We start from the raw sequence: 26,020 nt of genomic DNA on the forward strand, positions 1-26,020 counted from the left end.
AGGAAAGTGCTTTGAACAAGAACATGCGTATCCTGATCGTCGACGACTTCTCGACCATGCGTCGTATCGTCAAGAACCTGCTGGGCGATCTGGGCTTCACCAATACGGCCGAAGCCGAGGACGGGCATGCCGCGCTGGCGATGTTGCAGAGCCAGCCGTTCGATTTCGTGGTCACCGACTGGAACATGCCGGTGATGACCGGCATCGACCTGCTCAAGGCCGTGCGTGCCGACGCCAAGCTCAAGACCCTGCCGGTGCTGATGGTGACCGCTGAAGCCAAGCGCGAGCAGATCATCGAAGCGGCGCAGGCCGGCGTCAACGGCTACATCATCAAACCGTTCACCGCCCAGACCCTGGAAGAAAAGCTCGGCAAGATCTTCGAACGCCTGGCGGCGAGCGCCTGATGGAGACCCTGAGCGACAAATCCGCGCTGGTGCAGCGCCTGCAGGACGCCCTGGCCGCACTGGAAAGTGGTGACGAAGCCGGTTGGCGCCGGGAAATCGACGCCCTCGCCGCGCTGCGCACGCAGCCGATGATGGCCGGCCTGAACCGCCTGGCCCGCGAGCTCGGCCAGGCCCTGGGCGAGCTGCCCAGCCTGCCCAGCGAAGCCGGCGAGCTGGATGACGCCTGCGCGCGCCTGGACCACGTGGTGGCGATGACCGAACAGGCCACCCACCGCACCCTGGACCTGGCCGAGGAATGCCGCTCGCTCACCGAGCAGCTGCGTGCCAACGGGTTGACGCCCGACCAGGGCCAGCAGCTGGACCGGATCCGCCACAACCTCACCGAAATCGCGCTGACGCAGAGCTATCAGGACCTCACCGGGCAGATCATCCGCCGCGTGGTCGGGATCGTGCGTCGCGTGCACGAGGGCTTCGGCGCGCTCGGCCTGCCGCCGCAGGACGACGAAAAGAAGCGCGACAACAACGGCCTGGCCGGCCCGGCCGTGAACGGCCTGGATCGCCACGCGGTGTCACAGAACGACGCCGACGACCTGCTTTCGGACCTGGGACTGTAACGCTCATGAGTGCTGTTCCAGACGATATCGCTGCCGACTTCATTCTCGAGGCCCAGGAAATCCTGGACCGCCTCGGCGAACAGCTGGTGTCGCTGGAGCAGGCGCCCCAGGACACCGACCAGCTCAACGCCGTGTTCCGGGGCTTCCACACGCTCAAGGGCGGTGCCGGCTTCCTCGGCATCCAGGCGATGGTCGAGCTGTGCCACGCCGCCGAGGAAACCCTCGGCATGGCACGCTCCGGCCAGGCCACGCTGCAGGCCCACCACTTCGATGCGGCCCAGCAGTCGCTGGATTACCTGCAGTCGATGCTCGATTCGGTCTCGGCCGGCACCGAGCCGGGCTATGCTCCGCCGGAGCTGATCGCCCAGTTCGATGTCAACGGGCCGGCCACGCCGGCGCCGGCGGCCGCCACCACGGCCAGCAGCGGCGGCGAGATGATCACCGATGATGAGTTCGAAGCGTTGCTCGACCAGTTGCATGGCGGGGCCGCACCGACCGCCATCGCGGCCCCGAAGAAGGATGACGGCCTGATCGGCGAGGACGAGTTCGAAGCCCTGCTCGACCAGCTCCACGGTGGCGCCGTTCCCGGTGCCAAGGCCGTCGCCGCCGCACCGGCTCCGCGTGCCGTGGCCGCCCCGGCGGCGCCGATGGCCAAGCCGGCGCCGGCCAAACCGGTTGCCGAAGCCGAGCACACCGTGCGCGTGGATACCAAGCGTCTGGATGCCATCGTCAACCTGATCGGCGAGCTCGTGCTGTCGCGCAACCGGCTCAAGACCCTGCGCGCACGCCTGCACGATGAAGAACTCGACCGCGCCGTGTCCACGCTGGACATCGCCACCGCGCGCCTGCAGTCGGCGGTCATGCGCACCCGCATGCAGCCGGTCGGCAAGGTGTTCTCGCGCTTCCCCAAGGTGGCCCGCGATGTCGCGCGTTCGCTCAAGAAGGAAGTCGAGCTGGAGCTGATCGGCGCGGAAACCGAACTCGACCGCAACCTGGTCGAGGCGCTGGCCGATCCGCTGGTGCACCTGGTCCGCAACGCGATCGACCACGGCGTGGAAATGCCGGACCTGCGCGAGGCACAGGGCAAGCCGCGCAGCGGCCATGTACGGCTCTCGGCCCAGCAGGAAGGCGACTACGTCAGCATCGAAGTGCAGGACGACGGTGCCGGCATCGATCCCGAACGCCTGCGCCAGAAGGCCCGCGAGAAGGGCTTGATCGACCCGGAAGCCGCCGCCCGCCTCAGCAGCGAGGAGTGCCTGCACCTGGTGTTCCTGCCCGGCTTCTCGACCAAGCAGCAGGTCACCGACATCTCCGGCCGCGGCGTGGGCATGGACGTGGTCCAGTCGCGCATCCGCGAGCTGAGCGGCCAGATCCAGATCCAGTCCGAACTCGGCCGTGGCAGCCGCTTCATGATCCGCGTGCCACTCACCCTGGCGATCCTGCCGACCCTGCTGGTGCAGGCCGGCGAGGACGTCTACGCCCTGCCCCTGGCCCGCGTGATGGAGGTGCTGCATGCCCCCAACACCTCGCTGGGCTGGTTCGACGGCCGTGCCGTGCTGGACCGCAAGTCGCACACGCTGGCCCTGGTCGACCTGCGCCATTGGCTCGATGTGGAGCCGATGCCGTCCTCGCTGCTGACCATCGTGGTGCTGCAGGCCGGCGAAGCCCGCTTCGGCCTGGTGGTCGACCAGGTGCGTGGCCGCGAGGAAGTGGTGATCAAGCCACTGCCCAAGGCCCTGCGCGGGTTGCGCGGCTATGCCGGTGCCACCCTGATCGGCGACGGTCGGATGGCACTGATCCTGGACGTGGACGGGCTGCGCACCCACCACGATTGACCCTGTGAAAGTGTGACCGCCGCATCACTGGATTCCTTCGGCGTCTCAAGTCCCATTCACACAAGCCGATAACGGACCCATGGACAGACTCAGCCTCATTGGACTTTTCCTCGCCTTGGCCTCGCTGGTCGGCGGCAGCATCCTCAAGGGGGCCGGTCTGGCGTCGCTGTGGTCGCCGGCCGCCTTCGTGATCGTCATCGTCGGCACCATCGCCTCGATCCTGCTGCATACCTCGCCGGCCGTGTTCAAGCACGCCTTCAAGATCGTGCGCTGGGTGATCCTGCCGCCGAGCAGCGACCGCCGCGAGCTGATCCAGCAGATCGTGGAGTGGAGCAACATCGCCCGCCGCCAGGGCCTGCTCGGCCTGGAAGCCCAGGTCGACGCCCAGGACGATCCGTTCCTGCGCAAAGGCCTGCAGCTGCTGGTCGACGGCGTGGAGCCGGAGACCATCCGGCACATGATGGAAATCGAGCTGAGCAGCCAGGAGAGCCAGGATCTGGCCGCCTCCAAGGTGTTCGAGGGCATGGGCATCTATGCGCCGACCCTGGGCATCATCGGCGCCGTGCTCGGCCTGATCGCGGTGATGAAGAACCTCGCCGACCCGAGCAAGCTCGGCCACGGCATCGCGGCGGCGTTCACCGCCACCATCTACGGCATCGCCTCGGCCAACCTGCTGTTCCTGCCGGTGTCGGCCAAGCTCAAGAGCGTGATCCACCACAACAGCCGCGACCGCGAAATGATCATCGAAGGCCTGATCTCGATCGCCCAGGGTGAGAACCCGCGCAACATCGAAACCAACCTGTCCGGGTTCCTGCACTGACATGGCCCGTCGCAAGCACCACGAAGAACATGCCAACCATGAGGCCTGGGCGATCCCCTATGCCGACCTCATGACGCTGCTGCTCGCCTTCTTCGTGGTGATGTACGCCATCTCCTCGCTCAACGAAGGCAAGTACCGGATCATGGCCGATGCGCTGACCACCGCGTTCGGCGGCGCGCCGCGCACGATCAACCCGGTCCAGGTCGGCAACCAGCAGGTCCAGGGCGGCGGCTGGGACAGCCCCTCGGTGATCAGGGCCGGCACCAAGATCGGCCCTTCCGCACCGGCGCCGACCAACGACCCGACCCTGCTGCCGGCGATGGCCTCGCAGATGCGCATGCCGGTCTCGATCCGCAACCAGGAACAGCTGCAGCGTGCCGAGCGCCAGCTCAACGGCATCGCCGACAAGCTCACCGCCACGCTGGCGCCGCTGATCGAGCGCGGGATGATCACCGTGCGCCGCACCGAGCTGTGGATCGAGGTCGAGATCAACAGCGACATCCTGTTCCCGACCGGTTCGGCCACGCTGGACGTGCATGCACGCGACACCCTCTCCAAACTGGCCGACGTGCTGCGCGATGCGCCCAATGGCGTGCGCGTGGAAGGCCACACCGACAACATCCCGATCGCCACCTCGCTGTTCCCGTCCAACTGGGAACTCTCGGCCGGGCGTGCGGCCAGCGTGGTGCATCTGTTCGCCGACCAGGGCCTGCAGCCGGCACGGCTGGCGATGGTCGGCTATGGCCAGTTCCGCCCCCGCGAAGACAACGCCAGCGCCGAAGGCCGCAACCGCAACCGGCGGGTGATGGTGATCATCCTGGCCGATACCGCGCAGGGCATCGACCCGATCACCGACCGGCTCAGTGCCGATGCCGACGCCACCGATGCCACCAAGGCACCCGCCGCTGGCGCCTCTGTTACCCCCATCGCACCGGTGCAGTTGCCACCGGTGCCGGCCGGCAGCCGCGTTGGCGCCGCCGTTCCGCCCGCAATGAAGGAGTGAACCGCATGCGTATCTGGGCTGTTGCCAATCAGAAAGGCGGCGTGGGCAAGACCACCACGACGCTCGCGCTCGGCCGCGGCCTGGCCGCGCAGGGCCACCGCGTGCTGCTGATCGATCTGGATCCGCATTCGTCGCTGACCCGCGCTTTCGGCGTCGCGCTGGATCCGCCGCCGCAGGGCGTGCTGGAACTGTTCGGCGCGCCGCCGGCCGAGCTCTCCACCCTCGCCCACCCCAGCGACATTCCGGGCCTGGACTACGTGTGCGCACAGGCGGCCCTGGCCACCCTGGAACGCCGCAGCGCCAACCAGCCCGGTCTCGGCCTGGCCCTGCAGAATGCGCTCGGCCGCCACCAGGGTCAGCATGACTACATCCTGCTCGACTGCGCGCCGACCCTGGGCCTGTTGATGATCAACGCACTGGCCGCGGCCGACCGCCTGATCATCCCGACCCAGGCCGAGCCGCTGGCACTGCACGGACTGGACGGCATGGTCCGTACCGGCGAGATGGTCGAGCGCTCGCGCCGCCGCCCCCTGCCGATGTCGATCCTGCCCACCTTGTTCGACCGCCGCACGCGTGCCGGCAACGAAACCGTCAAGCAGATGCAGGACAAACACGGCCACCGCGTCTGGGAAGATGCGATCCCGGTCGATACCCGCATCTGCAACGCCGCCAGCCTGACCGTGCCGGCGCAGTCCGGGGATTACCCCGGCCGCGGCCTGGCCGCCTATCGCCGCGCGCTGGAATGGATCCTGGCCGACGACGCGCAGCAGATGGAGCGCGCGGCATGAACACCGCCGGCGTACTCGACGACTACCTGGAGCAGCTGCTGGGCGACGCGATGCCGGCGCCGGCGGAGGCTTCGATGCCCGTTGCAGCTGCCGACGCTGTGGAAACTGTCGAAGCTGTCGAAGCTGTCGACGCTGTCGAAGCTGTCGAAGCTGTCGAAGCTGTCGAAGCACTCGAGGCTGAACCTGCAACGGTCGATGCGATCATCACTGCAGCGGCGCCCGCCGCGGCTGAAGAGGTCATCACCCCAGGCTTCGATGACCTGCTGGATGAACTGCGCAACGATCCGCTGCTGAGTGGCGCGATGACCCTGTCCGCCGCCCCTGCGGTGGTCGAGGCGGCGGTTGAAACGGATGCTGCGATCGCGGCGGCCCCCGTCGCAGCACCTGGCTTCGATGATCTGCTCGATGAACTGCGCAATGACCCCCTCCTCAGCGGATCGATGACGCTGCCCGCGGAGACGGTGGGCCCGACCCCTGGCTTCAACGACCTGCTCGACGAACTCCGCAACGACCCGCTCCTCAGCGGCGCCATGCCCGCGCCCGCGGACGAGGCCCGCCCGAGCTGGGACGACCTGCCACCCGAGGTCGTCTACGAAACCGGTCCCGTGGCTGCCATCGCCCCACCCGTTGCGGCCCCCGCACCGGTCGTCGCGCCCACACCGGCTCCGGCACCTGCCCCAGCCCCTGCAGCCGTCCCCGTCGTGGCCGCCGCTCGTGCGCCGGCAGCGCGCTCGATGCCGGCCATGGCGCCCATGCTGGCCGCCACAAGCGCCCGTGCCAACGCGCCCTCGCTGGCAACGAGCCGACCCGGCAGCTGGGAGGAGCTGCAGCGGCAGGCACGCGACCCGGCCTCGAGCCCACGCGAGAACCGCCGCGCCGCCGAACGGACCTCGCGCTGGCTGCGCCTGCGGTGTGGCGCCCAGGCCTACGCGCTGGAGCTGCTCAAGGTCCAGGAAGTGGTCCTGCCGGTACCGCTGCTGCCGCTGCGCGGCACCTCGCCGGCGATGCTGGGCATCATGAACCTGCGTGGCCAGGTGGTGCCGGTGATGGACCTTGGCATCCACCTGGGCAGCAGCGCGGCCGGCAACGATGCCAATACCCGCATCGTGGTGCTGGAAGAGAATGGCGAGACGATGGGCCTGCGCGTGTCGGCGGTGGAAGATGTCGCCAACCTCACCGACTCCCAGATCGAGCCGCCGGACACCGCCCGGATCTGCCAGATCTCCAATGATCTGTTCCGCGGCGTGGCCCGTGGCGGCGCGCAACCGATGATCCTGCTGGACGCGACCCAGCTGCTGAACTGACGTAGTGGCGGAGGCCGGTGCCGCGCTGCGCGCGGTCTCCGCTAAAGCTTTGTTGGTTTGGGCCGTTATAGACCTCGGAACCGTTTGTCCGGAGCAATGATGAGCACTGTGGCCTTGGGTGATGATCTCGGAATCGAGACCAGCACCGAGCTGAAAACCCGTTTGGCCCCCTTGGTGGATCAGGCCGGCGATCTGACGCTGGATGCCAGCCAGATCGGCCGTATCCATACCGCCTCGGTGCAGGTGCTGTGCGCATTCGTCGAGGCCCGCCGCAAGGCCGGGCATCCCACCGGATTCCACGGTTGCACCGCAACCTTCCGTGATGCCGCGCGTCTGCTCGGCGTCACCCAGGCCCTCGGCCTGGATGCACCCCATGACAACCTGAAATCTGTGGAGAACGCTGCATGAGCGCACGTATCTTGGTGGTGGACGATTCGGCGTCGATGCGCCAGATGGTCTCTTTCGCCCTCACCTCGGCCGGCTTTTCCGTCGAGGAAGCCGAAGACGGCGCGGTCGCCCTCGGTCGTGCCAAGGGCCAACGCTTCAACGCGGTGGTCACCGACGTCAACATGCCCAACATGGATGGCATCGCGCTGATCCGTGAGCTGCGCCAGCTGCCGGACTACAAGTTCACGCCGATGCTGATGCTGACCACCGAATCGGCCGCCGACAAGAAGTCCGAAGGCAAGGCCGCCGGTGCGACCGGCTGGCTGGTCAAGCCGTTCAATCCGGAACAGCTGGTCGCCACCGTCCAGAAAGTCCTGGGCTGATCCCGCTTCACCCTTCCCTCCCCTCGCAACTGGACACCCCGCACCATGAGCATGGATCTGCAACGTTTCCACGCCACCTTCTTCGAAGAAAGCCGCGAGGGGCTGGATGCGATGGAAGCTGGCCTGCTGGCGCTCGAATCGGGCCAGCAGGACCCGGAAATCATCAACTCGGTCTTCCGCGCCGCGCACTCGATCAAGGGGGGCGCCGGCACGTTCGGCTTCGACGCGATCGCTGCCCTGACCCACGTGCTGGAAACGCTGCTGGACGAACTGCGCGCTGGCAAGCGGGCGCTGGAGCCGGCCGCAGTCGACGCGATGCTGGCCTCGGTGGACGTGCTGCGTGCCCTGCTGCGTGAAGCCGAACACGGCCAGGCCGCCGATCCGCAGGCGGTCGCCGACGTCAAGGCGCGGCTGGAAGCGGTGCTGTCCGGCCAGGCCACCGCCGCTGCGCCGGTCGCCGCCGCCAAGGTCGATGACACCCCCGAGGCGTGGCAGATCGGCTTCGTGCCGGCACCGTCGCTGTTCATGAGCGGCAACGACCCGCTGCGCATCATCCGCGAGCTCGAGCACCTGGGTTCGCTGCAGGTCGCCGCGCGCCTGGACCGCCTGCCCGGCTTCGATCAGCTCGATCCGCTCGAGGCCCACCTGGCGTGGGATCTTGGCCTGGTCGGCAAGGTGCCGCGCAGCAAGATCGAAGACACCTTCGCCTGGGTCGTGGACGACTGCGAACTGGACATCCGTCCGGCCGCACCGCCGAGCCTGGCTACCAGCACGCCGGTCGAGGCCAAGCCGGCCGCCGCCGTCGCCGCTGCACCGGCCGCTGCCGCACCGGCCACCGCTGCACATGAAGCCGAGACCTCGATCCGCGTCAGCGTCGACAAGGTCGATGCACTGATCAACCTGGTCGGCGAACTGGTCATCACCCAGGCCATGCTCAAGCAGGTCTCGCACGCGCTGGATCCGGCGCAGGCCGAGCAGCTGCTGACCGGCCTGGACCTGCTGGAACGCAACACCCGCGATCTGCAGGAAGCGGTCATCGGCGTGCGCATGCTGCCGGTGGACGCGGTGTTCCGCCGCTTCCCGCGCCTGGTCCGCGATCTGTCCTCACGCCTGGGCAAGCACGTGCGCCTGCGCACCATCGGCGAAGGCACCGAGCTGGACAAGGGCCTGATCGAGAAGATCGCCGATCCGCTCGTGCACCTGGTCCGCAATTCGATCGACCACGGCCTGGAAATGCCGGACGTGCGTCGCGAGGCGGGCAAGGACGAAACCGGCACGATCACGCTCGCCGCCTCGCACCAGGGCGGCCACATCGTGATCGAAGTCAGCGACGACGGTCGCGGCCTGAACCGTGACAAGATCCTGTCCAAGGCGCTCGAGCGTGGCCTGAGCGTGCCGGACAACCCCACCGATTCGCAGGTGTGGGACCTGATCTTCCAGCCGGGCTTCTCCACCGCCGATGCCGTCACGGATCTGTCGGGGCGTGGCGTCGGCATGGACGTGGTCCGCCGCAACATCCAGGCACTGGGTGGCGAAGTCCAGCTGGAGAGCCAGGCCGGCAACGGCACCCGCGTGCTGATCCGCCTGCCGCTGACCCTGGCGATCCTGGACGGCATGACCGTCTCGGTCGCCGGCGAAACACTGATCCTGCCGCTGGCCTACGTGCTGGAGGCCCTGCAGCCGCAGGCCGACGATGTGCGCACCATGGCCGGCGAAGGCCGCGTGCTGCGGGTGCGTGGCGAGTACCTGCCGATCCTCTCGCTCAGCGAGTACTACGGCTACGGCGGGCGTGCGCTGGATGATCCACTGGTGGTGGTCGTTGAAGGCGATGGCCAGAAGATCGCGCTGGAAGTGGACGAACTGGTCGGCCAGCAGCAGGTCGTGGTCAAAAACATCGAGAACAACTACCGCCGCATCAGCGGTGTCTCCGGCGCCACCATCCTCGGCGATGGCCGGGTCGCGCTGATCGTCGACATCGGCGGCCTGGTGCGCTCGCTCAAGGTGCCGCAGGCCGCGTAACGCGACCGCCCTCACGCTGTCCCCGACGCCGCCGCTCCCCCGGGAGCGGCGGCGTTCGTTCGTGGGTGGACGACGGCAGGCGGCACAGACCGAACTGTGAACTCCATCGAGGGCCGCGGCGCAAAGCACCGGCCCCCACCCTCCGCCTGCGTACGGTCAACGCCCGGCAAACCCTTGCAGCAGCAACCATCCCGGCCCGCTGAACGTTGGCCACGTCCGTGAAAAAAATGTGACGCCGCACTATCAAGTTGCGGCCGATCAACGCCGCTATCCGAAGTAGCGACCACGGCAACCGTCGCGCGCTCCTCCGCTCCCGTCTCTCCCCATCCCGCTGATTCCGCCCAGCACCCCACGGCTGTGCGCCACTGCCCTGCCCGGAGTTCCAATCATGAAGTGGTTCCACGACCTGCCCATCGCCCGCAAGCTGGCGGTAGGCTTCACCCTCACCACGTTGATGACGCTGGCCCTCGGCAGCTTCGCGCTGGTCCGTCTGGGCCAAGCCAACGACCAGCTGCGCGCGATGAGCACCAACGACATTCCTTCGGTCCAGCACCTGGGTGAGGTGCGCGCGCAGCTCGGCGAATTCCGTACCTACGAGATGGCGCAGCTGACCGTGCTCGACAAGCCGGAGTCGGTCGCCGACTACGACAAGCGCATGGCCGACACCGGCAAGATCGTCAACGCGGAGCTGGCCGCCTACGCCGCGCTGCCGGCCGGCGACAAGGAGCGCCAGCTCTACGAGGTGGTCGCCGCCCGCACCGCCGACTACTTCAAGGCCAACGGCCTGATCAAGGCCGCGATCGCCGCCGGCGATGGCGTCACTGCCCAGCAGATCTCCGATGAGCAGTCGCGCCCGGCACGCCGCGCACTGTTCGCCGCGCTCAAGGAGCTGGGCGAGTTCAGCAACGGGGTCGTCGCCAGCCGCATCGAAAGCGCCAACGCCACCCACCGCAACAGCGTCTACGCGATCATCGGCTGCATCGTGCTGCTCTCGCTGCTGGCCGCCGTGATGGGCGTGGTGATCTCGCGCGCCATCACCCGCCCGCTGGGCCAGGCCGTGCACGCCATCCAGTCGGTGGCGCGTGGCGATCTGTCGGTCAACATCCAGGCCACCAGCAAGGATGAAGCCGGCAAGATGCTGGCCGCGACCCGCGACATGACGGTGATGCTGCGTCGCTTCTCCGAGCAGACCCAGCAGATGGTCGAGATGCATGCCGGCCCGGACATCAGCCACCGCATCCCGGAAGATTTCCCGGGCGTGTACGGCCAGCTGGCCGTCGGCGTGAACACGGTGATCTTCGAGCACCTGGATTCGATCAAGGACGCCATCAACGTCCTGAACCAGTACGCCGCCGGCGACCTCTCGCCGAACGCCCGCCGCCTGCCCGGCACCCGCGCGATCCTGCACGAATCGATGGATGCGGCCAAGGCCAGCCTGCTGGCGATCAACACCCAGATCCAGTCGCTGGCCCAGGCCGCGGCGGCCGGTGACTTCACCCAGCGCGGCGATGCGCTGCGGTTCGAGCACGACTTCCGGGTCATGATCGAGAACCTCAACACCATGATGCAGGTCGCCGACGGCAACCTGTCCCAGCTCTCGCATCTGCTGCAGTCGATCGCCGCCGGCGACCTGACCGCGCGCATGCAGGGCGAATTCCACGGTGTCTTCGCCGCGATGCGCGACGATGCCAACACCACGGTCGCCCAGCTGACCCAGATCGTCGGCCGCATCCAGCAGGCCTCCTCCAGCATCAGCACCGCGGCCGGCGAGATCGCCTCGGGCAACAACGACCTGTCGCGCCGCACCGAGCAGCAGGCCGCCAACCTGGAAGAAACCGCCGCCTCGATGGAGGAACTGACCTCCACCGTGCGCCAGAACGCCGAGCATGCCCGCCAGGCCAACCAGCTCGCCATCGGCGCGCACTCGGTGGCCTCGCAGGGCGGCGAAGTGGTCGGCCGCGTGGTCAGCACCATGCACGAAATCGACGCCTCCTCGCGCCGCATCGCCGACATCATCACGGTCATCGACGGCATCGCCTTCCAGACCAACATCCTGGCGCTGAACGCCGCGGTCGAGGCGGCACGTGCTGGCGAACAGGGACGCGGCTTTGCCGTCGTCGCCTCCGAAGTGCGCACCCTGGCCCAGCGCTCGGCGGGCGCGGCGAAGGAGATCAAGGGGTTGATCGACGAGTCCGTCGGCAAGGTGGCCGAGGGCTCGCAGCTGGTCAACCAAGCCGGTGCCACCATGGGCGAAATCGTCGCCTCGGTGCAGCGCGTGACCGACATCATGGCCGAGATCTCCGCGGCCTCGCAGGAACAGTCGGCCGGCATCGAGCAGGTCAACACCACCGTGGTGCAGATGGACGAAACCACCCAGCAGAATGCCGCACTGGTGGAAGAAGCCACTGCCGCCGCCCGCGCCATGGAAGAGCAGGCCGGCCACCTGACCGACGCCGTCTCGCTGTTCAAGCTGGACGGGCAGGCCTACGCGGCCCCGGCGGCCGCACCCGCCGCAGTGGTGCGTTCGCCTGCCGCAGCGCGAGCCGCGGCCCCGGCCAAGCCGCGCAGTGTTGTCGCCGCTCCGCGCCGGGCAATGACCCGGGAACCGGCACTGGCCAACGACGCCGAGTGGCAGGAGTTCTGAGCGCGCGCGTCGCGTGATCAACTGACCCTGACGACACCCCGCCCCGGCGGGGTGTCGTCGTTTCACCGGCCCACCGCCGGCACCGCACGCCGGAACCGTGGCCTGTCTTCTTCGCGGGGCGACACAATTCCCCCTACATAAATGTGAACTACTGCCGATAAACGGACAGAGCCCCGGTATCTACGCGTGCCGGCACCCGCCCAACCCAGCAGATTCCATGTCCGAAGGCAGCCACGACGCACACGACCGACCCCATGCCACCCACGACGATGGCACGGATGACCGGTACCTGGTCCGCAACCCCCGCCAGATCCGGCAGTTGCTGCAGGCGCTGATCGACCAGCGTTCGTTGATCAACGCCCATCTGGGCGGCCGCGACCAGTCCTTCCCGACCGCGGTGCTGGAACTGGACGACGACGAGGATTGGCTGTTGCTGGACGGCAGCCCCTCCGAGACCTCCAACCGCGCTGCCGGAGAGGCTGGCCATCTGCTCTGCTTTGCGCAGCTGGACCGGGTGATGGTGCGCTTCCGCCTGGACGGCCTGGAGCGCGTGCGCAACGAAGGCCACGTCGCCTTCCGCGTGCCCTTCCCCGAGGAGCTGGTGCACCTGCAGCGCCGCGAGCTGTATCGGCTGGAGACGCCGATCACCGATTCACCGCACCTGCAGTTCCCGGTCAACGAAGACCGCAGCGAGATCCTGCAGCTGCGCGTGGTGGACATCAGCGGCGGCGGCCTGGCCGTCACGGTACCGGTGGACTGCAACGTGTTCTCGCTGCAGAAACGCTACGCGGCCCAGCTGGACCTGCCCGATGGCAGCCCGCTGCATGTCTCGCTGATCGTGTGCAACCAGTTGGCGGTCAAGCTGCCGAACGGCGTCGAAATGAAACGCATCGGCATGCGCTTCGACGACCTCCCGCGCGGCGGCGACAGCGCGATCCAGCGCTACATCTTCCGCATCGACCGGCAGCGGAGCGCGAGGAAGAATGGGGAGAGTTGATGGCTGCTTCAACTGCGTGGCGGTTTGATGCTGCGTGACTGGGTCGGCGCGGGTGGGTTGGCTGGGCCCGAGTTGAAGGCAGCGGCTGTTGGCCTTGTTGTCGCTGTTGCCATTGCTGCTGCTGACACACCGACGCACTGTCGAGGGGCTGGTGTGGGTGGGTTGGCGGGACCATGAGCGCCATGGATGGCGCGACATGAGCCTCCATGGACGGATTCACGGCGTGTCCCGCCAACCCATCCACACCAGCCCAGCCGCCGAACACAGCACCGCCAACGCCGTTGCTCCTGCACCTGCAGTTGAACGCAACGCCGAGTCTCCAGAGTCCAGCACCCCTAAAGTCGCCCCCGGCCAGGCCGATATCCAGCGTGACCCCCGGTTATTCGACCGCCACGCCCGATCCAGGACCCCTCGATGAACGACAAGAACAGCAACGCCACCAGCGACGGCGGCGAATACCTCAGCTTCACCCTCGGTGCCGAGCACTACGGCGTGGACATCCTCAAAGTCCAGGAAATCCGCGGCTACGACTCCGTCACCCGCGTCCCCGATGCCCCCGACTACATCAAGGGCGTCATCAACCTGCGCGGCACCATCGTCCCCGTCATCGACCTGCGCCTCAAACTGCGCCTGGAAAATGCCACCTATGACGCCTTCACCGTCATGATCGTGCTCAACGTCGAAGACCGCGTCGTCGGCATCGTCGTCGACAGCGTCTCCGACGTCATCCCGCTGGCCGCCGACCAGATCCGCCCGACGCCCGAATTCGGCGCCGCCGTCGATACCCGCTTCATCTCCGGCATCGGCACCCAGGACGATCGCATGCTCATCCTGCTGGATATCGAAACCCTCCTCGACAGCGCCGACATGGGCCAGGCCCCGGTCATCGACGACGTCGCAGCCTGAGACATCCGTCACAGAACAACCCGTGGACTGCGCCCGGTACGTACCGTGACAGCCACTGAAGAAAAAACACGCTTCAGTTCCGCCCGGTCCGGCCGATAGCTGGTTTCAGAACCCGGCTGCACTGGATCGCCCATGGCCGGGCCAACTGCCCTTATCCCCGGAGAATGTTCCCGATGAAGTCCCTGCTTGCCCTGTTCTCGGTCGCCGTGATCGCCGCCTCCGCTTCCACCGCATTCGCCCAGTCCGGTGAAATGATTCCGCCGGAACTGGCCCCGCGCTCGGTCGGCAAGGACGGCATGGTCTGCGGCAAGGTCGAGAAGGCCCGCTACGCCGAAGGCTCCGAAGGTCAGCCGACCTTCCTGTACATGGGCGGCGCGTTCCCGCGCCACACCTTCTCGGCCCGCATCGCCGGCGCCAACCGCGACAAGTTCAGCTTCCCGCTGGAATCGCTGGAAGGCAAGACCGTCTGCGTGATCGGCAAGATCGCCCGCGATGCCTCGCGCGCTGAAATCGAAGTCAGCTCGCCGGCCGGCCTCAAGCTCGCCAACATCAAGTAATCCCCGTACGCCCTGCCACGCCGGCGTTGGCCGGCGTGGTCGCTGCAACCGGCCCCGACGGCCGGACGCGTTTGCCACTGGAGACCGCACCTGCCATGCCGTGGATCAACAACCTCAAACTGATGCCCAAGTTGATGCTGACTTTCGGCGTCCTCCTGCTGGTAATGCTGCTGCAGGGCATCGTGGCCTATCGTGGCCTGCACTCACTCAACAACGTCACCACCGAACTGGCCGGGCCCCGGATGGACAGCATCCGCATGGCCGGCGAACTGCGTGGCATGGTCGGCGAGTACCGCAACTCCGCCTACCAGGGCCTCATCCGCGCCAGCGATGACGTCAAGGCCGAAGCCAAGTCCCGCGCTGCAGAGCTTCGCACCCAGATCGACGCCTCGATCAAAAAATACCCCGCGCTGATCGACAATCCCCAGCAGAAGAAGCTGTTCGACACCTTCGCCAAGGATTGGACCGACTCGCTGGCGTCCTACGACGCCGTTACCGAAATGCTCGAACTGGACCTGCCTGACGATGCCGTGGACACCTTCGTGGGTGAAACCCGCGCCAAGCATCGCAAGGCCTCCGCCGCCCTCGAGGCGCTGATCGCGGAAGACAACCGCCTCTCGCGCGCCTCGCGCGAAGAAGCCGAGTCCACCTATGCCGCCTCGGCCACGCTGACCGTCATCACCCTGCTCGCCGGCGCCGCCCTGGGCCTGGTGCTGGTGTATCTGTTCGCCCGCTCGCTGGTGGGCAGCATGCGCGGCGCCGTATCGGTCGCCAATGATGTCGCCAGCGGCAAGCTGGACGGCCACATCGACGTCAGCCGCAAGGATGAAGTCGGCGACCTGCTGCAGGCCATGCAGCGCATGCAGCGCGACCTGCGCGAACGCACCGAAACCGACCAGGCGATCGCCCGCGAGAACCTGCGCATCCGGACCGCGCTGGACTACAGCTCGACCGGCGTCTACCTGACCGATGCCCAGCACACCATCGTCTACAGCAACCGCGCGCTGCAGCAGACCCTGAGCCAGTACGAAGCCGACATCCGCAAGGACCTGCCGGACTTCGATGCCGCCGCCTCGCTGATCGGCAAGTCGGCCGCCACGCTTGAACACGGCAGCGAGATGGATGCCAAGACCCTCGCCCAGCTGCAGCAGCACGGCGTCAGCCGTCGCCCGATGCAGTTCGGCGAAGCGCAGTTCGCGCAGGTCGTCTCCTCGATCGCCAACGAGCAGGGTGAGACCGTCGGCCACGTCATCGAATGGCGCGACCGCACCCCCGAAGCGCTGGTGGAAGCCGAAGTGGCCCGCGTGATCGCCCAGGCCGCCGCTGGCGATCTGTCCGGCCGCATCGACAGCGACGGCAAGGACGGCTTCTTCCTGCAGCTGGCCCAGCAGCTCAACGGCCTGCTGGACGCCAACTCGGCCAGCATCGAACAGGTGTCCAACCTGCTGGCCGCGCTGTCGCAGGGCGACCTGACGGTGCGCATGCACGGCGACTTCCAGGGCGTGTTCGCCCGGATGCGCGACGACGCCAACGCTACCGCCGAGCAGCTCAGCGGCATCGTCACCCGGATCAAGCACTCCAGCCAGCAGATCAACTCGGCCGCCAGCGAGATCGCCACCGGCAACAGCGACCTGTCGCGCCGCACCGAGCAGCAGGCCGCCAACCTGGAAGAAACCGCCGCCTCGATGGAGGAACTGACCTCCACCGTGCGCCAGAACGCCGAGCATGCCCGCCAGGCCAACCAGCTCGCGATCGGCGCGCACACCGTCGCCTCGCAGGGCGGTGACGTGGTCGGCCAAGTGGTCACGACCATGAGTGCGATCCAGACCTCGTCGAAGAAGATCGCCGAGATCATCTCGGTGATCGACGGCATCGCGTTCCAGACCAACATCCTGGCGCTGAATGCCGCGGTCGAAGCGGCACGTGCCGGCGAGCAGGGTCGCGGCTTTGCCGTCGTCGCCTCCGAAGTGCGCACCCTGGCCCAGCGTTCGGCCGGTGCAGCCAAGGAGATCAAGGGCCTGATCGACGACTCCGTCGGCAAGGTCAACGACGGCTCGGCGCTGGTGCAGAAGGCCGGCGCCACCATGGGCGAGATCGTCGCCTCGGTGCAGCGCGTGACCGACATCATGGCCGAGATTTCCGCCGCCTCGCAGGAACAGTCGGCCGGTATCGAGCAGGTCAACCAGACCGTCGTGCAGATGGATGAAACCACCCAGCAGAACGCCGCGCTGGTGGAAGAAGCCACCGCCGCCGCCCGTGCCATGGAAGAACAGGCCGGCCAGCTGACCGATGCCGTGTCGATCTTCAAGCTGGACGAGCAGGAGCTCGCGCCCGCTCCGGTCGTGGCCGCCGCGCCGCGTGCCGCGCGTGCGCCGCTGGCGCAGGCGGCCGTGCGTCGCCCGGCCTCGCGCCCGGTGGCCACCGAACCGGCCGACGGCGACTGGCAGGAGTTCTAGGCCCTGCCGGGCGTTTCGTTCAAAGGCCCCGATGCACCTGCATCGGGGCCTTTTTGTTTGTGCCCACCAAAACCTGAATACGCTCAGCCGCCCGGGCTCAATCGTGGCGACCTGCGGCCGATAACAGCATTGCCGCGACATGTTTGTCGATCAAAGACCCCTGCCCATGAATCTACTCAGCCGCTGGAACCAGTCCTTCTCCAACCTGTCCGTCAGGCGCAAGCTCAACCTGCTGACCGCACTCATCGCCGTCGGCGTGATCGCGCTGGCGATCATCGCCGCGCGCATGCAGTACCTGGATCTCGCCGAAACCCGCAAGGAGGCGCTGAAGACCCAGGTCGAACTCAGCTACGGCATCCTGGCGCACTACACCCGGCTGGCCGAGTCCGGCGAACTCACCGAAGCGGCGGCCAAGGCCGCGGCACTGCAGGCCCTCGAGGTCATGCGCGCCGACAATGACAGCGCGTACTACAACGTGCTCGGCACCGACTACACCCTGCTGATGCATCCGTTCGCACGTGACCGCGTCGGCAAGGTGCAGAAGGACTACACCTCCAAGGATGGCGTACCGATCTACCTGCAGCAGGTGGACATGGCGAAAACCGGTGGCGGTTATACCTACTACCGCACCACCAAGCCGGGCAACGATGCACTGATCGAGAAGGTCACCTATGCCGCCCTGTATGCCCCGTGGCGATGGGTCATCACCAGTGGCGTCTACATGGACGATGTGCAGTCCGATGCACTGGCCTTCACTGCCGTCATGACCGCCAGTGGTGGCGCACTGGTGCTGATCGTGCTGGCGCTGAGCTGGCTGATCGGCAACCGCATCACCCTGCCGCTGCGCCAGGCTACCCACGTGGCCGAGAGCATCGCCCGCGGCAAGCTGGACAGCCGCATTGGCGAGCAGGCCCACGATGAGCCCGGCCGCCTGCTGGAAAGCATGGCCCGCATGCAGGAACAGCTGCACGCCGTGATCAGTGGCCAGCGCGAGATGGCCAGTCGCCACGACGCGGGCAATACCGGCTACCGCATGGACGAGACCGCCTTCCCCGGCGAGTACGGCCTGATGGTGCATGAAACCAATGCCCTGGTCGGCGCGCACGTGCAGACCATGGACGATGTGCTGGCCGTGGTGCAGCGCTATGCCCAGGGCGACCTCGGCGCGGACATCGCGCGCTACCCGGGCGAGAAGGCCGCGATCACCCGTACGGTCGATGCGGTCAAGCAGAACCTGGGCAGCATCAACGGCGAAATCCAGCGCCTGGCCGCGGCCGCCGCCGCCGGCGATTTCAGCCAGCGCGGCGACACGACCCGCTTCGACCACGATTTCCGCCGGATGATCGGCCACCTCAACGCGATGATGCAGGTCAGCGACGAGAACCTGGGCAAGCTCTCGCAGTTGCTGTCGGCGATCGCCGAGGGCGATCTGACCGCACGCATGCAGGGCGACTTCCAGGGCGTGTTCGCTACCATGCGTGACGATGCCAATGCCACCGTGGCCCAGCTGACCCAGATCGTCGGCCAGATCCAGGAGGCCGCCGGCAGCATCAACCTGGCCGCCGGCGAAATCGCCACCGGCAACAGCGATCTGTCGCGCCGTACCGAGCAGCAGGCTGCCAACCTGGAAGAGACCGCCGCCTCGATGGAGGAACTGACCTCCACCGTGCGCCAGAACGCCGAGCACGCACGCCAGGCCAACCAGCTCGCGATCGGCGCGCACTCCGTCGCCTCGCAGGGCGGCAACGTGGTTGGCGAAGTGGTCACCACCATGGCAGCGATCCAGACCTCCTCGAAGAAGATCGCCGAGATCATCTCGGTCATCGACGGCATCGCGTTCCAGACCAACATCCTGGCACTGAACGCCGCGGTGGAAGCCGCACGCGCCGGTGAGCAGGGCCGCGGCTTCGCGGTCGTGGCCTCCGAAGTGCGCACCCTCGCCCAGCGCTCGGCCGGCGCGGCCAAGGAGATCAAGGGGCTGATCGATGACTCGGTCGGGAAGGTCGCCGAGGGCTCGCAGCTGGTCAACCAGGCCGGCGCCACCATGGGCGAGATCGTCGCCTCGGTGCAGCGCGTGACCGACATCATGGCCGAGATTTCCGCCGCCTCGCAGGAGCAGTCCGCCGGCATCGACCAGGTCAACCAGACCGTGGTGCAGATGGACGAGACGACCCAGCAGAATGCTGCGCTGGTGGAAGAAGCCACCGCTGCCGCCCGCGCGATGGAGGAACAGGCCACCCAGCTGGCCGACGCCGTGGCGATCTTCCGCCTCGACAACCAGATCGCCCAGGCCGTGAGCGCGGTCACCGCGCGCGCCGTCGCCGCGATGGGGCCGGTACGCCCGGCCAGCCGCCCGGCGCCGCCGGCATCCCCTGCCCTGCGTGCCGCCGCCCCGGTGCGCACACCGCGCAGCACGCCGGCCGATGACGGCAACTGGCAAGAGTTCTGAGTTCCCGCGGCGATCCGTGATCGCCGCACCCCCTTTCCCTGCGAGTCCGCCCGTGTCCACGCCCCCAGCCAACGCCGCTTCACCGAATGCTCGCGAATTCGAGTTCGCCGATCGTGATTTCCGCCGCGTCTGCGAGCTGATCTACCAGCGCGTCGGCATTTCGCTGGCGCCGGCCAAGCGCGACATGGTCTATGGAAGGCTGTCGCGGCGGCTGCGTGCGCTCGGCATGCGCAGCTTCAGCGACTACCTGGACCAGCTCGAGTCCCATGGCGGCGACGAATGGCAGGCGTTCACCAATGCGCTGACCACCAACCTCACCGCGTTCTTCCGCGAGCCCCACCACTTCGAGAAGCTGGCCGACGAACTGCGTCTGCGCGCCGGCCACGGCACCCTGCAGCTGTGGTCGTGCGCGGCCTCGACCGGCGAGGAACCCTACTCGATGGCGATCACCGCCTGCGAGACCTTCGGCACGCTCAAACCGCCGGTGCGCATCCTGGCCACCGATGTCGACACCCAGGTGCTGGCCACCGCCAGTCGTGGGGTCTATGCGATCGACCGCGTCGCCGGGCTGGATCCCGCCATCCGCAAGCGCTACTTCCAGCGCGGCACCGGCCCGAATGAAGGCCACTGCCGGGTCAATCCCGCACTGCGCGACCTCATCGACTACCGCCCGCTCAACCTGCTTGCCAACCGTTACGACGTCGGCGGCCCGTTCGATGCCCTGTTCTGCCGCAACGTGATGATCTATTTCGACAAACCGACCCAGCGCGGCATCCTGTCGCGGCTGATCCAGCACATGGGCGATGACGGCCTGCTCTATACCGGCCATTCGGAGAACTACCTGCACGCCGCCGACCTGATCCAGCCCTGCGGCCGGACCCTGTACAAACGTGCGCCCGGAGCGCCGGTATGAGTCTGCCGATCCGCAACGACGAAGTGATGCGTTATTTCGACAGCCGCTTCCAGGTCACCGCCGCCAAGCTGCTGCCGACCCAGTACCTGGCGGTGGACGACAACACCGCGCTGACCACCACGCTGGGCTCCTGCGTGGCCGCCTGCCTGCGCGATCCGGTGCTCAAGATCGGCGGCATGAACCACTTCCTGCTGCCCGAAGGCAACGTCGGCGATGGCGCGCCCGCGCGCTACGGCAGCTACGCGATGGAACTGCTGATCAACGACCTGCTCAAACGCGGCGCCCACCGCAAGCGCCTGGAAGCCAAGGTGTTCGGCGGTGCCAACGTACTCAAGGGCTTCACCAGCAACCCGGTCGGCACCCGCAATGCCGAGTTCGTGCGCCAGTACCTGCAGGCCGAGCACATCCCGATCATCGCCGAGGACCTCTGCGGCATCCATCCGCGCAAGGTGTGGTTCTTCGCCGATACCGGCCGCGTCGTGGTGCAGCGCCTGCCGCATGCCCATGAAGCAGAAGTGGCCGCGACCGAATCGGCCGTGCGTGCCCGCCTGTCCAAGGCCCCGGTCACCGGCGGCGTGGAGCTGTTCGAATGACCCACGGTGCACCCTGCAAAGTCCTGATCGTCGACGACTCCGCGGTCGTGCGTCAGATGCTGAGCGAAATCCTCGACAGCGACCCCGGTATCGAAGTGGTCGGCACCGCCGCCGACCCGCTGCTGGCGCGCGAGAAGATCAAGCGCCTGGCCCCGGACGTGATCACGCTGGACGTGGAAATGCCGCGCATGGACGGCCTGGCCTTCCTGGAAAACCTGATGCGCCTGCATCCGCTGCCGGTGGTGATGATCTCCTCGCTGACCGAGCGCGGCGCCGACACCACCCTGCAGGCGCTGGCGCTGGGCGCGGTGGACTTCGTCTCCAAGCCGAAGTTCGACGTCGCCCGTGGCCTGCAGGCGTACGCCGAAGAAATCATCGGCAAGGTCAAGATGGCGGCCCGCTCGAGGGTACGTACGCTCGCGCGTCCCCCCACGCCGCGCATCACCCTGGATGCGGTGGCACCGAAGGCGCCCCCGCGCAGCATCCAGTTCCGCACCACCGACCGCCTGATCGCCATCGGCGCCTCCGCCGGCGGCACGGAGGCCCTGCGCGTGGTGCTCGAAGGCATGCCGGCCGACGCCCCGGCCGTCGTGTTGACCCAGCACCTCCCCGCCACCTTCAGCACCCCGTTCGCCGAGCGCCTGGACCGCCATTCGGCGATGTCGGTGCGCGAGGCCAGCGATGGTGAAGCGGTGTTGCCCGGCCACGCGTACCTGCCGCCGGGCGGCAAGCACCTGCGGATCATCCGCGACGGTGCGCGCTGGCGCTGCCGTGTGGATGACGGCCCGGCCGTGAACCGGCACAAGCCGGCGGTGGACGTGCTGTTCCGTTCGGTGGCAGAAAGCGCCGGGGCGAACGCGATCGGCGCGATCCTCACCGGCATGGGCGACGACGGTGCCCGCGGCCTGCTGGAACTGAAGAACGCGGGCGCGCCCACCTTGGTGCAGGACGAAGCGACCAGCGTGGTCTGGGGCATGCCGGGTGCGGCGTACAAGCTCGGCGCGGCGGAGGAAATGGTGCCGCTGGAACGGATTGCCGAGCGGTTGATGGCGTTGGCGCGGGGTTGATCGCATCCAGCGGGTGCAGGCCAGCGCTGGCCCTGCTCACCCGATACTGGTAGTGCCGGCCGCTGGCTGGCGGCGGGCAATGTGCTCTTTGCCGGGAAGCGCCTTCAGGGCACTGCCGACTGGATCATCCAGTAGCCGATAACCCAGGAATGCGCCCGAGGGGTTCTCCGCTTCAACTGCCTGCCGGGCAATGCGCGGCACCACTGCATCACGCAGGCGCAGTTACGGTCCCCACACCGTGATCCGCACCTTTCCACGCACCGGTACTCCGTCCCTGCTGGCGGCGTTGTAGCTCCATCGATACGCCGCCTCCACAGCCGCCGTATCCAGCACCGCCGATCCGCTGCCGCGCGCAACTTCCACGGCAACCGGGCGACCCTGCTCGTCTACGTCCACCAGCAGGGTGGTCGCGCCATCACCGCGCTCAGGCTTCTGGTAGCTCTCAAGCTGCACCGGATGCTGGCGTTGCGAGTTCGCATCGACCGAGGCGTAGATTTCCACCTTTTCGGCGGCCTCTGACCGCGCCGCGTTGGCACGGGCGATCTCCAGAAACTGCTCCTGCAGCGTATACACGCGGCGTTCGGCGGCACTCATCCGGGTATCAGCGTCGGCCTCGTCGCTCGCCTGCGTTGCCGGCGGCACGGGTTCATTGGCCCAGGCCGGCATCGAAGCTGCCAGCAGCATCGTCACTCGCCCCAGGCTTGCGGCTGCGCGCAGCATCACAGCTCGAACGACACCGGCACACGGATTTCTCCGGGCACCGGTACACCGTCTTCGCTGGCCGGCAGGTACTGCCACTTGCGTGTCGCCACCTGCGCGGCCTCGTCCAGCTCCGGCGAGCCAGTGCTCTGCAGCACGGTCGCACCGAGCCACTGTCCGTCGGCAGTCACCTGCACCATCAGGATCGCTTCACCCTCTTTGTCATCGCGAAATGCCTGCGATGGATAACGCGGCGGGTTGTTGTGCTTGCTCTCCATCACGATCGAAGCCGGCACGTGCGCGGTTCGAACGCTCTCGACAATTGTCTTCTGTACCGCCTGCTGTGCCATCGCGCCGTGCGCCATCATCAATGTGGCCAGCACGGCTGCATGCCCAGACCAGCGCCAGCAGCCAGCGCCGCATCCCTTCAATCGATCCCGCAACATCCCTGTTCTCCTACAGACCAAGCGAGAAGTCTAGCGCGGTGAAAACAAAAAAACCCCGGCTCTCACCGGGGGTTCTTCGTTTCAACGGGCTGCCGGGCAGCGCCCGGCATTACCGGATCAGGCAGCGACCGTACCGGCCACTTCCTGGTAATCCTCGATCTGGTCGAAGTTCATGTAGCGGTAGATGTCCTTGCTGCTGGCATCCAGCACGCCGATGTCGGCCATGTACTCTTCCCTGGTCGGGATGCGACCCAGACGCGAGCAGATCGCGGCCAGTTCGGCCGAACCCAGGTACACGTTGGAGTTGCGGCCCAGACGGTTCGGGAAGTTGCGGGTCGAGGTCGAGAACACCGTTGCGCCCTCGCGCACCTGCGCCTGGTTGCCCATGCACAGCGAGCAGCCCGGCATTTCCATGCGTGCGCCGGCGGTGCCGAAGGTGCCGTAATGGCCTTCCTTGGTCAGCTCCGAAGCATCCATCTTGGTCGGCGGAGCCACCCACAGCTTGGTCGGGATGTCGCGCTTGCCTTCCAGCAGCTTGGCCGCCGCACGGAAGTGACCGATGTTGGTCATGCACGAACCGATGAACACTTCGTCGATCGCCGCACCGGCCACGTCGGACAGCGTCTTGACGTCGTCCGGGTCGTTCGGGCAGGCCACGATCGGCTCGTGGATGTCGGCCAGGTCGATCTCGATGACGGCGGCGTATTCGGCGTCGGCATCCGGGGCCAGCAGCTCCGGGTTGGCCAGCCAGGCTTCCATCTTCTCGATGCGGCGTGCCAGCGAACGGGCGTCCTGGTAACCCTCGGCGATCATCCACTTCAGCAGCGTGATGTTGCTGGTGAGGTACTCGATGATCGGCTCCTTGTTCAGGTGCACCGAGCAACCGGCGGCCGAACGTTCGGCCGAGGCATCGGACAGTTCGAACGCCTGCTCGACCTTCAGCTCCGGCAGACCTTCGATTTCCAGGATGCGGCCGGAGAAGATGTTCTTCTTGCCGGCCTTGGCCACGGTCAGCAGACCGGACTTGATCGCGTACAGCGGGATCGCGTTGACCAGGTCACGCAGGGTCACGCCCGGCTGCATCTTGCCCTTGAAGCGGACCAGCACCGACTCCGGCATGTCCAGCGGCATCACGCCGGTGGCAGCCGCGAAGGCGACCAGGCCCGAGCCGGCCGGGAACGAAATGCCCACCGGGAAGCGGGTGTGCGAGTCGCCGCCGGTGCCGACGGTGTCGGGCAGCAGCATGCGGTTGAGCCAGCTGTGGATCACGCCGTCGCCCGGGCGCAGCGAGATGCCGCCACGGGTGGAGATGAACTCCGGCAGGGTGTGGTGGGTCTTGACGTCCACCGGCTTCGGGTACGCCGCGGTGTGGCAGAACGACTGCATCACCAGGTCGGCCGAGAAGCCCAGGCAGGCCAGATCCTTCAGTTCGTCACGGGTCATCGGACCGGTGGTGTCCTGCGAGCCCACCGAGGTCATCTTCGGTTCGCAGTAGGTGCCCGGGCGCATGCCCTGGCCTTCCGGCAGGCCACAGGCGCGGCCGACCATCTTCTGCGCCAGCGAGAAGCCCTTGCCGGTATCCGGCGGGTCCATCGGCAGGCGGAACAGATCGGTCGGGGCCAGGCCCAGCGCTTCACGCGCCTTGGCGGTCAGGCCGCGGCCGATGATCAGCGGAATGCGGCCACCGGCGCGCACTTCGTCGAACAGCACGTCGGACTTGACCTTGAACTCGGCGATCACCGCGCCGTCCTTCAGGGCCTTGCCGTCGTACGGGCGCAGCTCGATCACATCGCCCATGTTCATCTGCGACACGTCGAGTTCGATCGGCAGCGCGCCGGCGTCTTCCATCGTGTTGTAGAAAATCGGCGCGATCTTCGAGCCCAGGCACACGCCGCCGAAGCGCTTGTTCGGAATGAACGGAATATCTTCACCGGTGAACCACAGCACCGAGTTGGTGGCCGACTTGCGGCTGGAACCGGTACCGACCACGTCGCCCACATAGGCGACCAGGTGGCCCTTGTCCTTCAGCGATTCAATGAACTTCACCGGGCCGCGCTTGCCGTCTTCTTCCGGCTCGATGCCATCACGCTTGTTCTTCAGCATCGCCAGGGCGTGCAGCGGGATGTCCGGGCGGGTGGTGGCGTCCGGGGCCGGCGACAGGTCGTCGGTGTTGGTTTCGCCGGTCACCTTGAGCACGGTGATGGTCAGGCTTTCCGGCACCTGCGGACGGCTGGTGAACCATTCCGCATCGGCCCAGCTCTGCAGCACGCCCTGGGCGTTCGCATTGCCGGCCTTGGCCTTTTCCTGCACATCGTGGAAGGCGTCGAACACCAGCAGGGTGTTCTTCAGCGCATCGGCGGCGATCGCACCGACGGCGGCGTCGTCCAGCAGCTGGACCAGCGGCGCGACGTTGTAACCACCAAGCATGGTGCCCAGCAGTTCGGTGGCGCGCTCGCGCGTGATCAGCGGATTGACTTCGCTGCCCAGGGCGATCGCGGCCAGGTACGAGGCCTTGACCTTGGCAGCGTCATCGACGCCGGCCGGCACGCGGTGGGTCAGCAGTTCCAGCAGGAACTCGGCCTCGCCGGCGGGCGGGTTCTTGAGCAGTTCGATGACGTCGGCCGTCTGCTGGGCGCTCAGCGGCAGCGGCGGGATGCCAAGCGCGGCGCGCTCGGCTACGTGGTGGCGGTAGGCTTCCAACATGACAACTCCCGGGTGATTCTTTGAAAGAATGCG

Annotated in this window: 21 protein-coding genes and 1 pseudogene; 19 read left to right on the forward strand and 3 right to left on the reverse strand. The window is 67.3% G+C overall.

From position 1 onward, the window contains the following. Nucleotides 1–11 precede the first annotated feature (11 nt). The 19 genes and pseudogenes from cheY to ABE424_RS06190 all read left to right on the forward strand — a co-directional run bounded on the left by cheY (nucleotide 12) and on the right by ABE424_RS06190 (nucleotide 22,139). Complete coding sequence (cheY, locus tag ABE424_RS06100) at nucleotides 12–404, forward strand: chemotaxis response regulator CheY (protein ID WP_019182908.1); 393 nt, start codon at nucleotides 12–14, stop codon at nucleotides 402–404. Beyond that, nucleotides 404–1,018 carry a protein phosphatase CheZ gene (locus ABE424_RS06105; RefSeq protein WP_346479391.1) on the forward strand — a complete coding sequence of 205 codons (615 nt, stop codon included), beginning with the start codon at nucleotides 404–406 and terminating at the stop codon, nucleotides 1,016–1,018. The genes cheY and ABE424_RS06105 overlap by 1 nt, the downstream gene beginning before the upstream one ends. 5 nt (nucleotides 1,019–1,023) lie before the next feature. After that, on the forward strand, nucleotides 1,024–2,853 hold the full coding sequence (locus ABE424_RS06110) for a chemotaxis protein CheA (protein WP_346492153.1): 1,830 nt from the start codon (nucleotides 1,024–1,026) through the stop codon (nucleotides 2,851–2,853). Nucleotides 2,854–2,932: 79 nt separating this feature from the next. Beyond that, entirely contained in the window at nucleotides 2,933–3,673 is a 741-nt protein-coding gene (locus tag ABE424_RS06115; RefSeq protein WP_176989046.1) for a flagellar motor protein, read from the forward strand. 1 nt (nucleotide 3,674) lies between these two features. Further along, nucleotides 3,675–4,505, forward strand: a pseudogene (gene motD / locus ABE424_RS06120) (flagellar motor protein MotD); the annotation flags it as partial. Nucleotides 4,506–4,681: 176 nt separating this feature from the next. Beyond that, a complete protein-coding gene (locus ABE424_RS06125) occupies nucleotides 4,682–5,464 on the forward strand; it encodes a ParA family protein (RefSeq protein WP_176989048.1) in 783 nt (260 codons plus the stop codon). After that, the gene (locus ABE424_RS06130; RefSeq protein ID WP_346492152.1) at nucleotides 5,461–6,768 is read left to right on the forward strand and encodes a chemotaxis protein CheW; all 1,308 of its coding nucleotides are present in this window, start codon (nucleotides 5,461–5,463) and stop codon (nucleotides 6,766–6,768) included. The genes ABE424_RS06125 and ABE424_RS06130 overlap by 4 nt, the downstream gene beginning before the upstream one ends. 99 nt (nucleotides 6,769–6,867) lie before the next feature. After that, nucleotides 6,868–7,176, forward strand: a complete 309-nt coding sequence (locus tag ABE424_RS06135) for an STAS domain-containing protein (protein ID WP_019182915.1) — start codon at nucleotides 6,868–6,870, stop codon at nucleotides 7,174–7,176. Beyond that, complete coding sequence (locus ABE424_RS06140) at nucleotides 7,173–7,538, forward strand: response regulator (protein WP_088435039.1); 366 nt, start codon at nucleotides 7,173–7,175, stop codon at nucleotides 7,536–7,538. The genes ABE424_RS06135 and ABE424_RS06140 overlap by 4 nt, the downstream gene beginning before the upstream one ends. Before the next feature lie 45 nt (nucleotides 7,539–7,583). Continuing rightward, nucleotides 7,584–9,557: a chemotaxis protein CheA gene (locus ABE424_RS06145; protein ID WP_346492151.1), complete on the forward strand. Its 1,974-nt coding sequence runs from the start codon at nucleotides 7,584–7,586 to the stop codon at nucleotides 9,555–9,557. A gap of 388 nt (nucleotides 9,558–9,945) precedes the next feature. Beyond that, nucleotides 9,946–12,201 (forward strand): methyl-accepting chemotaxis protein, encoded by a 2,256-nt coding sequence (locus tag ABE424_RS06150; RefSeq protein ID WP_346492150.1) that lies wholly within the window; start codon nucleotides 9,946–9,948, stop codon nucleotides 12,199–12,201. A 217-nt stretch (nucleotides 12,202–12,418) separates the two neighbouring features. Beyond that, nucleotides 12,419–13,198, forward strand: coding sequence for a flagellar regulator YcgR PilZN domain-containing protein (locus ABE424_RS06155; RefSeq protein ID WP_346492149.1), 780 nt, complete (start codon nucleotides 12,419–12,421; stop codon nucleotides 13,196–13,198). Nucleotides 13,199–13,612: 414 nt separating this feature from the next. Next, entirely contained in the window at nucleotides 13,613–14,104 is a 492-nt protein-coding gene (locus ABE424_RS06160; protein ID WP_176989053.1) for a chemotaxis protein CheW, read from the forward strand. A 173-nt stretch (nucleotides 14,105–14,277) separates the two neighbouring features. Further along, the gene (locus ABE424_RS06165; protein WP_319209492.1) at nucleotides 14,278–14,661 is read left to right on the forward strand and encodes a hypothetical protein; all 384 of its coding nucleotides are present in this window, start codon (nucleotides 14,278–14,280) and stop codon (nucleotides 14,659–14,661) included. A 95-nt stretch (nucleotides 14,662–14,756) separates the two neighbouring features. Further along, nucleotides 14,757–17,117 carry a methyl-accepting chemotaxis protein gene (locus tag ABE424_RS06170; protein WP_346501862.1) on the forward strand — a complete coding sequence of 787 codons (2,361 nt, stop codon included), beginning with the start codon at nucleotides 14,757–14,759 and terminating at the stop codon, nucleotides 17,115–17,117. 166 nt (nucleotides 17,118–17,283) lie between these two features. After that, nucleotides 17,284–19,566 carry a methyl-accepting chemotaxis protein gene (locus ABE424_RS06175; protein ID WP_346492147.1) on the forward strand — a complete coding sequence of 761 codons (2,283 nt, stop codon included), beginning with the start codon at nucleotides 17,284–17,286 and terminating at the stop codon, nucleotides 19,564–19,566. A 52-nt stretch (nucleotides 19,567–19,618) separates the two neighbouring features. Further along, nucleotides 19,619–20,479 (forward strand): CheR family methyltransferase, encoded by an 861-nt coding sequence (locus tag ABE424_RS06180; RefSeq protein ID WP_176989057.1) that lies wholly within the window; start codon nucleotides 19,619–19,621, stop codon nucleotides 20,477–20,479. Beyond that, the gene (gene cheD / locus ABE424_RS06185; RefSeq protein WP_121036713.1) at nucleotides 20,476–21,072 is read left to right on the forward strand and encodes a chemoreceptor glutamine deamidase CheD; all 597 of its coding nucleotides are present in this window, start codon (nucleotides 20,476–20,478) and stop codon (nucleotides 21,070–21,072) included. Before ABE424_RS06180 ends, cheD begins: the two co-directional genes overlap by 4 nt. Then, on the forward strand, nucleotides 21,069–22,139 hold the full coding sequence (locus tag ABE424_RS06190) for a chemotaxis response regulator protein-glutamate methylesterase (RefSeq protein ID WP_346492146.1): 1,071 nt from the start codon (nucleotides 21,069–21,071) through the stop codon (nucleotides 22,137–22,139). The genes cheD and ABE424_RS06190 overlap by 4 nt, the downstream gene beginning before the upstream one ends. 222 nt (nucleotides 22,140–22,361) lie before the next feature. Here the strand turns inward: ABE424_RS06190 and ABE424_RS06195 are convergent, their stop codons facing one another. The 3 genes from ABE424_RS06195 to acnB all read right to left on the reverse strand — a co-directional run bounded on the left by ABE424_RS06195 (nucleotide 22,362) and on the right by acnB (nucleotide 25,987). Beyond that, nucleotides 22,362–22,823 (reverse strand): TonB family protein, encoded by a 462-nt coding sequence (locus ABE424_RS06195; RefSeq protein ID WP_346492170.1) that lies wholly within the window; start codon nucleotides 22,821–22,823, stop codon nucleotides 22,362–22,364. A gap of 35 nt (nucleotides 22,824–22,858) precedes the next feature. Continuing rightward, nucleotides 22,859–23,284, reverse strand: a complete 426-nt coding sequence (locus ABE424_RS06200; protein WP_346492145.1) for an energy transducer TonB — start codon at nucleotides 23,282–23,284, stop codon at nucleotides 22,859–22,861. A 117-nt stretch (nucleotides 23,285–23,401) separates the two neighbouring features. Next, the gene (gene acnB, locus ABE424_RS06205) at nucleotides 23,402–25,987 is read right to left on the reverse strand and encodes a bifunctional aconitate hydratase 2/2-methylisocitrate dehydratase (RefSeq protein ID WP_346492144.1); all 2,586 of its coding nucleotides are present in this window, start codon (nucleotides 25,985–25,987) and stop codon (nucleotides 23,402–23,404) included. Nucleotides 25,988–26,020: the final 33 nt, after the last annotated feature.

The organism is Stenotrophomonas sp. TWI1149 (genome assembly GCF_039673155.1).
In the GTDB taxonomy this organism is placed as follows: Bacteria; Pseudomonadota; Gammaproteobacteria; order Xanthomonadales; family Xanthomonadaceae; genus Stenotrophomonas; species Stenotrophomonas maltophilia_AA.